Raw genomic sequence first — 14233 nt, forward strand, 5'->3', positions numbered from 1 at the left:
CACCTCATGCGTGTAGTCGTCGCATTGGGCGGCAACGCCCTGCTCCGCCGCGAGGAACGGCCGGACGCCGCCGTGCAACTGAAGAACGTCCGCACTGCCGTGGACGCGCTGGCTCCCCTCGCACGCCGGCACGAGCTGGTCATCACCCACGGGAACGGGCCGCAGGTCGGTGTGCTCGCCCTGGAGAGTGCCGCCGATCGCTCTCTGAGCAGTGCCTACCCCTTCGACGTCCTCGGCGCGGAGACGCAGGGCATGATCGGCTACTGGCTGCTCCAGTCGCTGCAGAACGCCTTGCCGGAGCGTCAGATCTGCGCCCTGCTGAACCAGACACTCGTCTCCGCGGCCGATCCCGCCTTCACCGATCCGGCCAAGTTCGTGGGCCCCGTCTACGACCGGGCCGAAGCCGAACGGCTGGCCAGCGAACGCGGCTGGACCGTCAGGCAGGACGGCAGCCACTGGCGACGCGTGGTGCCCTCTCCCCGTCCCCAGCGGGTCGTGGAGACCCGGCTGATCCGGCTCCTGCTGAACTCAGGGGCGGTGGCCGTGTGCGCCGGGGGCGGGGGCGTACCGGTGATCCGTGACGAACAAGGGCAGCTGACCGGCGTCGAAGCCGTGGTGGACAAGGACCTCACCGCAGCCCTTCTGGCCGAAGCGCTCGACGCCGACGCGCTCCTGCTGCTCACGGACGTCCCCCACGTCTCGCTCGGCTACGGGACCCCCGAGGCCCGGCCCATCGGACGGACCACGCCCGCAGCCCTGAGGGCCCAGCGCTTCCCGGCCGGTTCCATGGGGCCCAAGGTCGACGCTGTGTGCCGGTTCGTCGAGCTCACCGGCGGCATGGCGGCCATCGGCGCCCTGGAGGACGCCGAGGCCATCCTCGACGGTGCTGTCGGCACCGTCGTCACTCCCGGCGGTCGCGAGATCGGCCGTGACGGACCACGGGACCTGACATGACTGGCAACAGCGCGCCTGCACCCCCGCAGCCGACCGGGGCGGCACCCCCTGACCCGCCCGAGGGCCCTCGCCGGCGCTTCCGGTTCCCGTCCGCCTTCACCATTCTGGTCGCCGTCACCATCGCCGTCTGGGCCCTGACGTTCGTGATCCCCGCCGGCCGCTACGAGGTGCGGGGCGGCAGCCCCGTCCCGGGCACCTACCACTCGGTGGAAACGGGGGCCGGTTTCCAGGACCGGCTGAAGGATCTGTTCCTCTCCCCGGCCAACGGCCTGTACGGCGTGACCGACGACGGGTCCGGCCTCACCACGCCCGGCGGGACCGGCTCCTTCGCGGGGGCTGCCGGGGTGTTCCTCTTCATCCTGGCCGTGGGCGCGTTCATCACCGTGACGATGCGCACCGGCGCCCTGACCGCCGGAGTGGCCAGGCTCGCCCAGCGCCTGCGTCACCGCAGGACTCTGCTCCTCGTCGTCCTCCTGACGATGTTCTCCCTCGGCGGGACCACCTACGGCATGGCCGAGGAGACCCTCGGCTTCTACGGGCTCATGATCCCCCTGGTCCTGGGCCTCGGGTACGACCGCATGGTCGCCGCGACCGTGATCATGGTGGGCGCCGGGGTCGGAACCCTCGCCTCGACGGTCAATCCCTTCGCCACCGGGGTGGCGTCCGACAGCGCCGGCATCGGAACGGGAGAGGGAATCGCCCTGCGGCTGTCGATGTGGGTCTGCCTGACCGCGCTCGCAGCCGCCTACGTGGCGCGCTACGCCCGCCGCGTCGCCGAGGACCCGTCGAGATCGCTGACGCCGCTCTCCGAGGAGGACCGCCGCATCGAGAGCGCGAGCGGCAGTACGGACGCACTCTCGCGCAGGCAGCGCGCCGTCCTGTGCCTCTTCGCGGCCGCCTTCCTCTTCATGATCTTCGCCGTGGTGCCCTGGTCCGATCTGCACGTCACCTTCTTGCCCACGCTGGGGTGGTACTTCCCCGAACTGGCTGCCCTGTTCATCGCGGCGGCGGTCGTCGTCGGGCTGGTCGGCGGCCTCGGCGAGAAGGGGACGACGACCGCCATCACCGCCGGGGCGGGGGATTTCATCGGAGCAGCGATGATCGTCATGCTGGCCCGAGGCGTCACGGTGATCATGAACAACGCCAGTGTCACCGACACCGTTCTCGACGCTCTCCGGAATGCGGTGGCCGACACGTCCTCGGGCGTATTCGGCGTCCTGATGTTCCTGGTGAACCTTCCCCTGGCCTTCTTCGTCCCGTCCTCGTCGGGCCACGCGGCCCTCGCCATGCCCATCCTCGCTCCGCTGGCCGACTTCGCGGGAGTGAGCCGGTCCCTGGTGGTGACCGCGTACCAGTCGGCCTCCGGATGGGTGAACCTCGTCACGCCCACGTCGGCCGTCGTCATGGGCGGCCTCGCCCTGGCCAAGGTCCGCTACGACCAGTACCTGCGCTTCATGGCGCCATTGATGGGTGTCCTTCTGGTGGCCATCGCCGGGTTCCTGGTCATCGGTGCGGCGGTGAGCTGAGCCCGATCGTTCCCGGAGGCACGCGAGGCCCAGGACATGGCCGACGGTGCACTGCGGCACTCCGGCAGTCCACTGGATGACGGTGCTGTCGCGGGGAGGGCGGTGGGACGGTGGCCAAGCCGCCTCCCGCACCGCGCCGCACCGCGCGTCGGGACAGGGGCGTTCCGCAGCCCTCCGGGCCGTACGAGGCGGATCGGTGCGGTGGCCGCCTCACCGGGGGAGGGCTCCGACGGCGGCAGCACAAGGAACGTGCCGGTTGAACCGGAGCGAAGACTCCTCGTACGAAGCTCCGGGAGAAGAAGGGGGAATCAGCGCAGGAGGTGGCGAAGGCCCTGGGCTGCTCCCGTACGAAGCTCGCCCGCGTGGAGATCGGAGAGAACGATCTACCGCGTGGGGGACTTGGAACTCCTCATCGACCGCCTCGACCCGGGCCTTCCGCGAGGGGACCGGGAGACGCTGCTTCAGTTGCACCGGGAGTCGCTGAGCAAGGAACCGTGGATGCCGTACAAGTCGTATATGCCGTCGAAGATGCCGACGTTTCGCGGCTTGGAGCAGGACGCCAAGGCGATGCGGGCTTGGCAGCCTGCGTTCGTGTATGGCCTCTTCCAGACGAAGGACTACGCAACGGCGCTCTACCAGACCGCCAAGCCGGTGGACGGGACGACAACCGAGTACATCGAGCAGAACGTCAGGTTGAGGGTTGAACGGAAGGAACTGATCATCCGCTCGGAAGAGCCTCTGGAGCTGCGCATCATCATGGACGAGACGGCGGTCCGCCGGATGGTCGGCGGCCCCGAAGTGATGCGGGATCAGTACGACGAGATCGTGAAGCTGGGCGAACTGGACAACGTGACCATCCAGATCCTGCCGCACGATGTCGTCACCTATCGCTCGGAAAGCAACTTCACGATCCTCGACTTCTCCGAAACCCTTGACCCTGTGGTGCAAGCCGACATGTCCAACACGATCAGTGTCAGCGACGAACGGCAGGAGGTTCAGCGCAATATCCGCCGCCTCGACGCCATGCGCGATAGCGCTCTACCCCCGGCCCGAACGGCCGGGTGCCTGCAACGACTAGCACGAGAGTGGCAGTAGCCATCAATGCCGAGATCATGGCCCCTGATGTGGCCCCAGAGTCCGCCTGGTTCAAGTCCTCCTACAGCGACGACAGGGCGGCAACTGCCTTGAGATTGCTGCGCTGACCAGCCAGGTCGGCATCCGTGACTCGAAGAACAAGACTGGCCGAGCGCTCGTCGTGCCGGTTGCCGCGTGGTGCTCGTTCGTCAGCGGCCTGGTGCACTCCGGCGACGTGAATTTCGGCACGGTCGGTCAGTAGGGTCACCACCGACTTCGAAGGGAGGAACATGGTGTTCAACAGATCCACCGAGCTCGCGCCCGGGGACGCCTGGTTCAAGTCTTCGTGCAGCGGAAGCAGCGGAGGGCAGTGCTTCGAGTGCGCCGATGTGATCCAGGTGCACAGCGGTATCGCTGTGCGCGACTCGGAGAGCCCTGAAGGACCCGCTCTGCTGTTCACGGTCGAGGTGTTCAGCGGATTCAGCGCAGCGGTAGGCGGAAACGAGTTCGAACAGCTCTGATCCGCCTCCGGTGACATGGCAGTGGCCCGCGTCCCCCCCGCTGATATCGGGGGGTGCAGGCGCTGACCCGTGCTGGGAGGGCCGGGGCGTGAGCGGGTCGTTGAGTGAAAGGCAGGAGCGCATCGTCCGGTCCGCGCGTGCGTGGGTGGCCGAGCACGGTGAGGCGCCGTGGCTGCGAGAGCTCGGGGCGGCAGTGGGGTTGTCGAGTCCTTCGACGGTGCGCTACCACCTGCAGAGGATGCGGCAGTTGGGCACGGTCGTGGAGACGCGGGGCCGGCGTAGCGACCGGTGCCCGCACTGCGGGCAGTGAGCCCCGGCCGACGGTTCCACGAAGGCGGGGCGGCTCGAAGGAGTCGGCGCGAGGACCGGTGCCGTCGGACGAAGCCGGCCCGATCCGCGAACCTCACCGCGGCCCCTTGTCCAGATCCGCTACCACCCTGACCAGCGGCGGGTTTCGCCGTGACCACGCTCGCTATCGCGGCTGTCAGACCGCGGGCAAGGGGGTTTCCTGCACGCTGCTTCCTCGATGACCGCCCACCAGGGGCGGCCTGGAGCGAAAGATCCTCCGCGATGACCATGTACCGACCACCGGCGGGCGCGCCACGCGCCTGCCCCGACCGTGAGCTCGACTGGTACGGGGCAAGCCGCCCCGGCTTCCTGCGGTGCGCACTTGGGACGCCATGGTGGGACCCACTTTGGTGTTCTGCGCCGGGCCGGACGGACAGACCGCGGGTCACCACCCAGATACGGTCGCCTGCCGCATCCTCACAGCCTTCTTCTCTCCCCCTGAACTTGGGAGGGATGTCCCTGGAGGTGAGCATCGGGTCCAGGGGGGGGCGGATGCCCTCTGCAGCCGGGCCTGGCCGACGCCCGGCCGGCGGCCGCGTGCGGGCAACGGGGGAGCGGAGCTGATGGCGGGCAGGCGGAAGATGAACCCGGCGGGGTCGACGAACAACCTGCGCGGGTGATGAGGATCTGTGAATTCGGCCAGTGATGCTCTTCCTTCCCCAGTTAGTCGCTGTCGGCAACGAGGGGCGGGGGCGCCGGTAGGAACCGTGTCACCGATCCTGCTGGCTTATTGTGCGGTGGCCTCGACGGTGTCCTCCGACTTGCGGGCCAGCAAGTGGGCGTCGAGGAAGCCCCGCTCAGAGGCCGGGTCGTGGAGCAGCCGCGCGAACGTGACGAGCCCGGACCGGGCCAGCAGCTCGGCGAACCGGTCCGCCGGCCAGCTATAGGCGGGCGTCACCTTGTGGTCGAAGCGGAGCGGCTCAGGCCCCTCGGTCCCAAAGAAGGACACCAGGAGCAGGCCCCCTGGTGCCAGGACACGCGCCTGCTCGGCGAGCAGCGCGGGCAATTCCCCAGGCGGGGTATGGATCATCGAGTAGTGGGCCAGCACGCCGCCGAGCGCGCCGTCCTCGACTGGCAGGGCCTCCATGCGCGCCTCGTCGAACTGCAGCGCCGGATGGGCCCGCCGGGCGTGGTCGACCATGGCTGGGGAGAGGTCGAGCCCGAAGGCATCCAGCCCCAGGTCATGCAGCATGGCCGTCAGATGTCCGGGCCCGCAGCCGACATCGGCCGCCCGCGGGTTCCCCGTCCCGCGCACGAGCTCGGCGAAGGTGCCGATCATGTTCCGCGAGAACGGCTGCGTCTCCAGCCGGTCAGCGAACATCGACGCATACAGCTCGACGACCCCGTCGTAGGCCGCCCTGGTCTCGTCCTGGTGCTCCGCCACGGGAAGGAAGTTAACACCCGCCGTTCGCAGCTGTTCTCCCACCTCGTGCCGAATCCCGCGCCCGTCGCCGCAGACGCTCTCGCTACCACGACAAGACCACCACCCGGCTCCGCAACGAGGCCGGTGGGACCCGGAGCCGATACGCCGTTGGCAACCACAGTCGGTCACCAACTGGCTGGGTTCCTCGGGAAACCGGCGACAGTTGATTAGGCGATCACACCAGTAAGACCCCTATTCGGTCACGCGGCGAGGGAGAGGTCGAGTCGGGCAAGGTGGCTGACGTGGGTGCGGTCGAGCGGGTGGCCGTTCCACCAGGCATCGAGGCGGATGAGGTTGAGCGCAACGGCGGAGAAGACGTGCTCCAGGTGGGTCTTCTGGAGACCGAGGTAGCGGGCACGTCTCATCCCGGTGACCGCGTCGGCCTGGTGGATGGTTCCCTCGATGCCCGCGCGGGTTCCGTACCTGGCTCGCCACTGCTCGTCGTCCTGCTGGAGGCGGGCATGGTCGAGGACTTCTTGCAGCTCGCGGGGTTGCAGGGAGAGGGTCCGGCCGCCGGTCTTCGAGCGGGTGCACTCGTCGCGCACCGGGCAGGGGCGGCATGTCTCCTTGTCGAACTTGATGACGATGGCCTTGGTACCGCGCAGGGTGGCGGGGCTCCACCAGGTGCTGGTGTCTCCGCGTGGGCAGGTGGCCTGCCGCTTGTCCCAGTCGATGGTGAACGCGGTGCGGTCGAACCCGGCGCCGGCACGCGCCTGAGGTGAGCTGTTCATCAGGACCGGGGTGACCAGGGTGACTCCGAAGTTCTTCTTCATGCCCACGATCAACTCGGCGGAGGCGTAACCGGAGTCGAGGAAGTGCTCGGCGGGCAGGAGATCGCGGGCGGCGAGCATGTGATGGACCGGTTCGGTCATTTCCGCATCGGTCACTGTGGCGTCGGTGGTCGCGATGCTGGTGATCAAGCGCGGCGGCGGTCCGTCGGCTCCAAGGGGCGTCGCCTGGCCGGTAGCCGCGTCCAAATCATCGGCATCGTCGCAGGACTCACTGATGTGGATCTTGTAGCCGCTCCACCAGGAGCCCTGTTTGAGGCCGTAGCGCGCGTCGGTGTCGTACGGAGAGGCCAGCCTCAGTCTGCCGGGCGGGAGGTCTTTGCTCTCCCGCCGCTTCACCTCCGCTCCGGCTTCGGACACGGTGCGGTGGTAGTTCTGCACCCACATCGTGCGCAGGACCTGCACCGCCGGGAGTTCGCGCAGCCAGGACGGAGCATCAGGGGCATGCACCGCCTCCAGCAGCGCGAACCCGTCCCGGCCGTAGACCAGAGCCATCTCCTCGCGCTTGCTCGTGGAAGCCGGCGGATGCCAGGAGTGAGTCCGTGGGCCGTAGCGGTCGGCCCATTCCCGAACGGACACCGCCCCGGCCAGCCAGTCCGGGGCCGCACAGGCCAGCGCCTCCAGCGTGGCCCGCAGTGTTTCCCCGGCCAGCTCCAGCCTGTTCAGGTCGCGGACCGCCGCCAGCACGCGGGTGGAGTCGGTGCGCTGCCTGCCTCCCGCCTTCACCAGGCCCCGGTCCTTGAGGGCGGTCAGCAGCAGGTCGAGCACCTTCTCCTCCATCCCGTGCTCGACCAGCCGCGTGCGGAACTCGGACAGCACTGAGGCGTCGAACCCGGGATCATCCAGCTCCAGGCCGAGCGCGTACTTCAGGTCCATGCCGTACCGCACCCGATGCGCTGCCGCCCGGTCGGTGAGGTTCTCGGCGAACTGCAACACCGTCACCAGCGCCAGCTGGCCCGGTGACCAGCCCGGCCTCCCTCTGGACCCGAACGCCTCGGCGAACTCGGCGTCCGCGAACAACTCGCCCAGCTCGTCACGGACCCGCATCGCCAACGGGTACGGGCCCCGTGCCGCCACCGCCCGCGCCACCTGCGCGGTCAGCTCAGGCACGGTCGGCCACGGCCTCGGCCGCATCGACATTCCACACCCCACCCGCGACCGGGATCGCCAAGACGGCCGCTGCTGTCCCGACCAACGAGCCGCCAGCCCCGCCGGGCACGGAATAAGCCAGCAGGATCGTCACCAGCCGCAAGAGAACGGTCAGGGCTTCGTAGCCGCAGCCTTCTCGGCTGGGCACGGCGCGATCTTTCCTTGTCGAAGCGTGAGGAGCCCGTACCGCGCCGGGTAAATCCGTTTGCGTCCCCGGCTGGCTGACCTACTCTGTCGGAGGTCATGTGCGGCGGGGCCCCTGCCGCACCATTCGGCGCGTTCGGCGTCGATGCGTACCGCGTGCCCGGCCGGGAGGAGGTGGGAAACATGGACTGGAACTGGACAACGAGTGTTGCGGCCATAGTTGCCCCCGGCCGTGTGCCCCCGTTCGGCGCGCGGTAGGACTCTCCCCCTTGCGGCACCTCATGGTGGTGTCCGCTGCTCTCGCGATCCCTTGTGTCGCGTCCCGGGGTGTAGGACCGCGCGTCTGCTCCTACACCTCCGACACAGAATGTGATCGCCTTGACCGAGAAGTCCTCCCCCGGGGACACCGTGCCCACGCCGGCCCCCCACACCACCGCGAACGCTGCCGAGTTGCCCTATCCGAAGCGGTGGTGGGCCCTCGGCGTCATCGCAGGCGCCCAGCTCATGGTGATTCTCGACGGCACGATCGTGAACATCGCCCTGCCCTCCGTCCAGAACGGACTGGGCATGTCGGATGCGAACCGGCAGTGGGTGATCACCGCATACTCCCTGGCCTTCGGCGGCCTGCTCCTCCTCGGCGGCCGGATCGCCGACCTGGTCGGCCGCAAACGCACCTTCATGATCGGCCTGGTCGGATTCGCCGCCGCCTCCGCGCTCGGCGGCGCGGCCGACGGCCCCGGCACTCTGTTCGCGGCGCGGGCCCTGCAAGGGGCCTGCGCGGCCGTCCTGGCCCCCTCCGCACTGTCCCTGCTGACGACGACGTTCACCGACCCCGACGAGCGCGGCAGAGCGTTCGGGATCTACGGCGCGCTCGCCGGGGGCGGCAGCGCCATCGGGCTGCTGGTGGGCGGCCTGCTCACCGAGTACGCGACCTGGCGCTGGTGCCTGTACGTCAACGTCCCCATCGCGCTGGCCGCCCTCGGCGGCGCGCTGGCCCTCCTCAAGGACAGCCCCGGCCAGCGCGGGGTGCGCCTCGACGTCCCCGGCGCGCTGCTCGCCTCCGGCGGGCTCGTGGCGATCGTGTACGGCTCCAGCGACGCCGAATCCGCCGGCTGGGCCGACCCGTTGGTCCTGACCCTGTTCGCGGCCGGTGTGGTCCTGCTCGCCGTCTTCGTGTGGTGGCAGTCCCACGCCAAGCATCCGATGCTGCCGCTGCACATCGTCAGGGACAGAACCCGTGCGGCGGCGCTCGCGACGATGGGCCTGGCCACCGTCGCCATGTTCGGCGCCTTCCTGTTCCTGACCTACTACCTCCAGGCCATCCTCGACTACTCACCCGTACGGACCGGACTGGCGTTCCTGCCGATGTCCGCCACGATCGTCATCGGCGCGACGCAGATCGCCGCCCGGCTCCTGCCCCACACCGCCCCCCGCAACCTGATGGCCCCCGGCATGCTCCTCGCGGCCGTCGGCATGCTGCTCCTGACCCGCCTGAGCATGAACTCCGCCTACACCACCGGGGTGCTGCCCGCGCTGGTGCTGCTCGGCCTGGGCATGGGACTGACATTCATGCCGGTCTACGCGACGGCGACCGCCGGGGTCGCCCCGAAGGACGCCGGAGTGACGTCCGCGACCGTCTCCACCTTCCAGCAGATCGGCGGCTCCCTGGGCACCGTCCTGTTGAACACGATCGCGTCGTCCGCCGCCACCCACTACATCGACGCCCACCCGTACACGAGCCGGGGCCTGGGGGAGGGCATGGTGCACGGCTTCACTGTCGCGGCCTGGTGGTCGGCGGGCGCCCTGCTCCTTGCAGCGCTGGTCGCGGCCATGGCCAAGACGCCTGAGAAACCCTGACGAAGAGATCTCCGAGGTCGTTGGACCACTCCGGATCGGATGGTGTTCCTTGGCATCCCGTTCGCGCTCCACACCGGGATCGCCTGGGAGCACCTGCCGCAGAAACTCGGTGTCGGCTCCGGCATGACCTGCTGACGCCGCCTGGCCAAGTGGTCCGAGTGGGCCGACGCGGGAATGCGACCCCGGAGGGCCTCTTCGCCGAGCTCCGCAGCGCGAACGCCGCGGACTTCCCCCGGGCCGCGGTCGACGGCTCTCCCGCCCCCGCGCTGAAGGGCGAGCCAAGACCGGACAAAGTCCCGTCGACCGGGGCAGGACGGGCAGCAAGCATCACCTGATGCGCCCACGCCATATCGGCGGCTTCAGGTGGGGAGTCAAGGTGAGCAAGTCTGTCCCACCCTCGAGCGCAGGGTGGGGAAGTTCAACTTCCCGGGACTCGTGGTGTGCGGGTGGAGTATGTGGAGGCGCTCGTGGACGGGACTTTGGTCCAGCTGTCCAGTACATGCTCGTCGAGAGTGTGTCCGGACTGCGGTGTCACATCCCGCCGGACATCTCGATCAACAGCCCGGGGGCCTCGCTCGTTGCGCCTCACGGACCGCCACCCGATCAGCGGCCACATGGAAGAAGCTCACTGGTGCACCGATGGCCCGTCATCTGGGTCTGAGGGCGGAGCGAAACCGATGGGGCGCACGGGGGGTCGCCCGCACCGTGCGGCCGTGACCGGAACGTACGCCACCTCCGTCAGGGGCATGCGCCCGCGCACACTGTGTGACGATGCGCCCCTAAGTGCGCCCCCATCGGGCCGGGCGGAGCCGCCCTTCGGGCCTGTCGCTCGTGTCCGGGCGCACCGCAATTGACCCGCTCGTGTCAATGCCGCGGGTCTTGCCGAGGGCTCGCAGGCTCATGGATCCGGCCAACTGGTTTTCACCGGCTAGTTGTTCACGGGGTGAATCCGGAATCCATTGCTGGTCAGATGGGTTTTCGGTCACTTGTCCGCAGGGTAGAACGCGCCGTGTTCCGCAGGCGTGTGTTTGAGGAGGTGGCAGCCGGGCACTTGGGGCAGGCGGCAGCCCGGCCATGGCTGTCGTGCGAGGTTGAGGCTTCGCGGAAGCTACTCGCCGGTTACTGCGCGCGGCAGCAAGAGCACTATCCGTTCAACTTTAGGGGGTTGCTATCCCGTGACCCACCGTGAAGACTGTGGCCGAGTTCCACCGGGACGAAGGGGGTTCGAGTGCGCACTGAGCAGAGCGTCGGACAGGTTCCGGCAGGGTGTGCGCACCGCCTCACCCCGTTCCCGGGTATTCGGCCTCAGGGGGGCCGCCACCAGTTCGTAGGTGCATGGGGAAGCACGCGCCCAGCCAGCGGCGCGGAACGTTTCACTGGGGGATGAGTGATGTCGGCAAGGTTCGCACCACAGGTGCCGTCCTTCGTCCAGGGGCGGGTGAAGCACCGAAGTGCGCCGTGGCGGCTGTGTTGAGCCCGGCCAACACGGCCTCGTTGACGGACGGATGACAGCCGAACGACCCGGCGGGCACGCCACCAGCGCCTAGACCCGCGCAGGTGCCGGCCCGCACGACGTGCGTGCCCAACTGGCCCGCAAGCATGCCTGATCGAGCCCGCCGGTGCAGCGGAGGCAGGCATGCCCGGCCCTCACCGTTCCCGTCCGCGCGCGTTGCCGTCCGACCGGACGCATACCACGCCCACGTCCGGCGCGCCGAACGCGACCGCCTCAGCCGCACCCCGCCCATGGCCCCACTGCGCCCGCACGCGCCATTCAAGGGAGAGATGTGACCAGCAGCGAAACGATACGGCCGGACTTACCCTTCGCGGCCTTGACCGACCGCTGGCAGGCCCTGCGCGAAGGCGGGCCCGTCAGCTACGAGGAAGCGCAGGGCGTGTGGCGGGTCGTCGACCACCAAGGGGTCGCCGCCGTGCTCGCCGACCCGGCGACGTACTCCTCGGACATGACCCCGATCGCCCCCACCCAAGACGATTTCGCAGCCTTCACCCAAGGCAACTTCGTCGGGATGGACCCGCCGGAGCACCGCAAGTTCCGCACCCTGGTGAGCCAGGCGTTCACCCCGCGCGTGGTGCAGGGCCTCGAACCCCGCATCGAAGCCGTGTGCAGGCGTCTGCTCGACACCGTGGCGGACCGAGACAGGTTCGATGTCGTCGACACCCTGGCCTACCCCCTGCCGATCATCGTGATCGCCGAGCTCCTCGGCATCCCGGCGGACGATCACCCGCTGTTCCAGGAGTGGGCCGCCACCCTCTTCGGCGGCGACCAGCTCAGCGAGGCGCCCGACGCGGCCGACCTGGAGCGCGCGCTCGAAGCCATCGCGCCGACCGTGCGCGAGATGAACAGCTACGTCCTCGACCACATCCGGCACCGCCGCGCACACCCCGCCGACGACCTCATCAGCGAGCTCATCGCCGCCGAGGTGGACGGCGTGCGGCTTGAGGACCAAGAGATGGTCGGCTTCGTCGCCCTCCTCCTGGTGGCGGGCCACGTCACCACCACCGCCCTCCTCGGCAACGCCCTGGTGGCCTTCGACCAGCAGCCCGGCACGCTCACCGCCCTGCGCGCGGAACCCGACCGGCTGCCGGTCGCCGTCGAGGAAGTGTTGCGGCTGCTGCCGCCCTTCCCCGAACTGGGTCGCCGCATCACCAAGCCCGTGCGGCTCGGCGGCCATGAACTGCCCGTCAACTCCCTCGTGATGGCCCACCTGGGTGCCGCCAACCGCGACCCGAGCCGGTTCACCGCGCCCGACACCCTCGACATCCGCCGCAGCCCCAACAACCACCTGACGTTCGGCCACGGCATCCACTTCTGTTTCGGTGCGCCGCTGGCCCGACTGGAGGCCCGGATCGCGCTGCGCATGCTGCTCGACGACTTCCGCGATCTCGTGATCCCGTCGTACGCCGACGTCACGTACCAGAATCCCGCCGTCATCATCGGCGTACGTCACCTGCCGGTCGAGGTCAAAAGGGCCTAGCGACCGCACCTCGGCGCGGCCGGCCGCCGCCCATCCCGCCCGGTCGGCGTGTCACCTTCCACGAGCCACAGCCCACGGGAGTTCCCTTCTCATGCCGTATCCCACAGCCACCCCGGTCGCCGACAGGCAAGCACCGCTCCTGCGCCAGGAGTTACAGGACCGCCTCGACAGCCTCGCCCACGCCCACCGGGTGCCCGGAGCCCACCTCGCCGTGGACACCGGCACGGAACTCATCAGCGTCCACACCGGCACGGCCGACGCCGCCACCGGCCGCGCGTACACAGCCGACACGGCCGTCCCGCTGGGCTCCGTCACCAAGGTCTACACCGCCGCCGCCGTCCTCCTCCTGGCCGACGACGACGATCTCGACCTGGACGACCCCGTCGCCTCGTACGTCCCCGAACTGCGCGAGTTACCGGAGGTGACGATACGTCACCTGCTGTGCCACACAGCCGGGTTGCCCACGGGGCCGGACTCGGACACCGCTGCCCGCACCACCGCGTCGCGCTATCTGTCCGGGCTCTGCACCGCACAGGACGCGCTGTTCGCACCCGGCACCGGCTTCTCCTACTCCAACGCCGGCTACATAGCCGCCGGCCGCCTCGTGGAGCTGGTGACCGGCATGACCTGGCAGGAAGCCGTCCAGGTGCTGCTCCTCGACCCCCTGGGCACCGAGCCTGCCTTCCTCGGCGAACCCGCTCCCGCCCGCCCCGGCGCCGTCGGCCACGCCGTGAACACGGCCACCGGCCGACTGCGCCCAACCCACCAGAACCTGGCCCCGGTGGAGGCACCGGCCGGCGCCCTCCTTGCTGGCGCGCTCGACCTGGTGGACATCGGACGAGCCCTGGCGGGCCGCTCCGCCGTACTGCCGCCCGACCTCGCCGCCCGCATGCGACGGCCCGAACCCGGCGCCGCCCCGGGTGCCTTGGCCGACGGCTGGGGCCTCGGCGTCGCGCTGTTCGACCAGGACGGGCAAAGGTGGTGCGGCCACGACGGCAACGCGCAGGGCACCTCCTGCCACCTGCGGGTGGAACCGGAAAGCGGTGTGGTCGTCGCCTTCACCGGCAACGCCGGCGGTGCCACCAAGCTCTGGCAGGACCTCCTCGACGACCTTCCCCGGCTCACCGGCGCGCGCGTGCCGACCGCTCCGGCGCCCGCTCACCGCGGCGACCCCATCGCCCTCCCCGAATGCGCAGGCGCCTACCACAACGGCCCGACCGAATACCTGATCACCCTCGACGCGGACGGTCGCCCCACGTTGTCCGTCGACGGTGACGCCCCGCTGCCGCTGGTCTGCTACCCGGACCTGACGTGCGATCTCGTCGACCCCGCCACCGGCCGCCTCGAGCCCGGCGGCCGGTTCCACCGCGACCCCGCCACCGGCGTCATCGAGCACGTGCAGATCTCGGGTCGCGCCGCCCGCCGCACCGGCACCTTCTGACGTACACCGCACCGC

At 69.6% G+C, this 14233-nt stretch carries 12 protein-coding genes; 9 read left to right on the forward strand and 3 right to left on the reverse strand.

The genetic code is table 11. The features are described from left to right. Positions 1-6 precede the first annotated feature (6 nt). The 6 genes from arcC to ACZ6BG_RS19735 all read left to right on the forward strand — a co-directional run bounded on the left by arcC (position 7) and on the right by ACZ6BG_RS19735 (position 4385). Positions 7-954 carry a carbamate kinase gene (gene arcC, locus ACZ6BG_RS19710; protein WP_469002829.1) on the forward strand — a complete coding sequence of 316 codons (948 nt, stop codon included), beginning with the start codon at positions 7-9 and terminating at the stop codon, positions 952-954. Beyond that, positions 951-2480 carry a YfcC family protein gene (locus ACZ6BG_RS19715; RefSeq protein WP_469002832.1) on the forward strand — a complete coding sequence of 510 codons (1530 nt, stop codon included), beginning with the start codon at positions 951-953 and terminating at the stop codon, positions 2478-2480. Before arcC ends, ACZ6BG_RS19715 begins: the two co-directional genes overlap by 4 nt. A gap of 390 nt (positions 2481-2870) precedes the next feature. Further along, on the forward strand, positions 2871-3575 hold the full coding sequence (locus ACZ6BG_RS19720; protein ID WP_469002834.1) for a DUF5753 domain-containing protein: 705 nt from the start codon (positions 2871-2873) through the stop codon (positions 3573-3575). A 121-nt stretch (positions 3576-3696) separates the two neighbouring features. Then, positions 3697-3816 carry a DUF397 domain-containing protein gene (locus ACZ6BG_RS19725; protein ID WP_469003027.1) on the forward strand — a complete coding sequence of 40 codons (120 nt, stop codon included), beginning with the start codon at positions 3697-3699 and terminating at the stop codon, positions 3814-3816. Positions 3817-3844: 28 nt separating this feature from the next. After that, a complete protein-coding gene (locus ACZ6BG_RS19730) occupies positions 3845-4075 on the forward strand; it encodes a DUF397 domain-containing protein (RefSeq protein ID WP_469002837.1) in 231 nt (76 codons plus the stop codon). Positions 4076-4163: 88 nt separating this feature from the next. Further along, positions 4164-4385: a LexA family protein gene (locus tag ACZ6BG_RS19735; protein WP_469002839.1), complete on the forward strand. Its 222-nt coding sequence runs from the start codon at positions 4164-4166 to the stop codon at positions 4383-4385. 765 nt (positions 4386-5150) lie between these two features. On the opposite strand, the gene ACZ6BG_RS19740 is transcribed toward ACZ6BG_RS19735, so the two are convergent. The 3 genes from ACZ6BG_RS19740 to ACZ6BG_RS19750 form a co-directional block, all read right to left on the reverse strand. Beyond that, positions 5151-5807, reverse strand: a complete 657-nt coding sequence (locus ACZ6BG_RS19740) for a class I SAM-dependent methyltransferase (RefSeq protein WP_468449489.1) — start codon at positions 5805-5807, stop codon at positions 5151-5153. A 239-nt stretch (positions 5808-6046) separates the two neighbouring features. Further along, positions 6047-7768 carry an IS1182 family transposase gene (locus ACZ6BG_RS19745; RefSeq protein WP_469002841.1) on the reverse strand — a complete coding sequence of 574 codons (1722 nt, stop codon included), beginning with the start codon at positions 7766-7768 and terminating at the stop codon, positions 6047-6049. Further along, entirely contained in the window at positions 7737-7931 is a 195-nt protein-coding gene (locus ACZ6BG_RS19750; RefSeq protein ID WP_469002843.1) for a hypothetical protein, read from the reverse strand. The genes ACZ6BG_RS19745 and ACZ6BG_RS19750 overlap by 32 nt, the downstream gene beginning before the upstream one ends. Before the next feature lie 404 nt (positions 7932-8335). Here ACZ6BG_RS19750 and ACZ6BG_RS19755 point away from each other — a divergent pair, with 404 nt between their 5' ends. From ACZ6BG_RS19755 to ACZ6BG_RS19765, 3 genes are all read left to right on the forward strand, one after another. Continuing rightward, on the forward strand, positions 8336-9784 hold the full coding sequence (locus ACZ6BG_RS19755; RefSeq protein ID WP_469003030.1) for an MFS transporter: 1449 nt from the start codon (positions 8336-8338) through the stop codon (positions 9782-9784). 1829 nt (positions 9785-11613) lie between these two features. Then, positions 11614-12777, forward strand: a complete 1164-nt coding sequence (locus tag ACZ6BG_RS19760) for a cytochrome P450 (RefSeq protein WP_469002845.1) — start codon at positions 11614-11616, stop codon at positions 12775-12777. Positions 12778-12868: 91 nt separating this feature from the next. Next, on the forward strand, positions 12869-14218 hold the full coding sequence (locus ACZ6BG_RS19765; protein ID WP_469002847.1) for a serine hydrolase domain-containing protein: 1350 nt from the start codon (positions 12869-12871) through the stop codon (positions 14216-14218). Positions 14219-14233 lie beyond the last annotated feature (15 nt).

The organism is Streptomyces sp. NPDC041205, assembly GCF_055591765.1.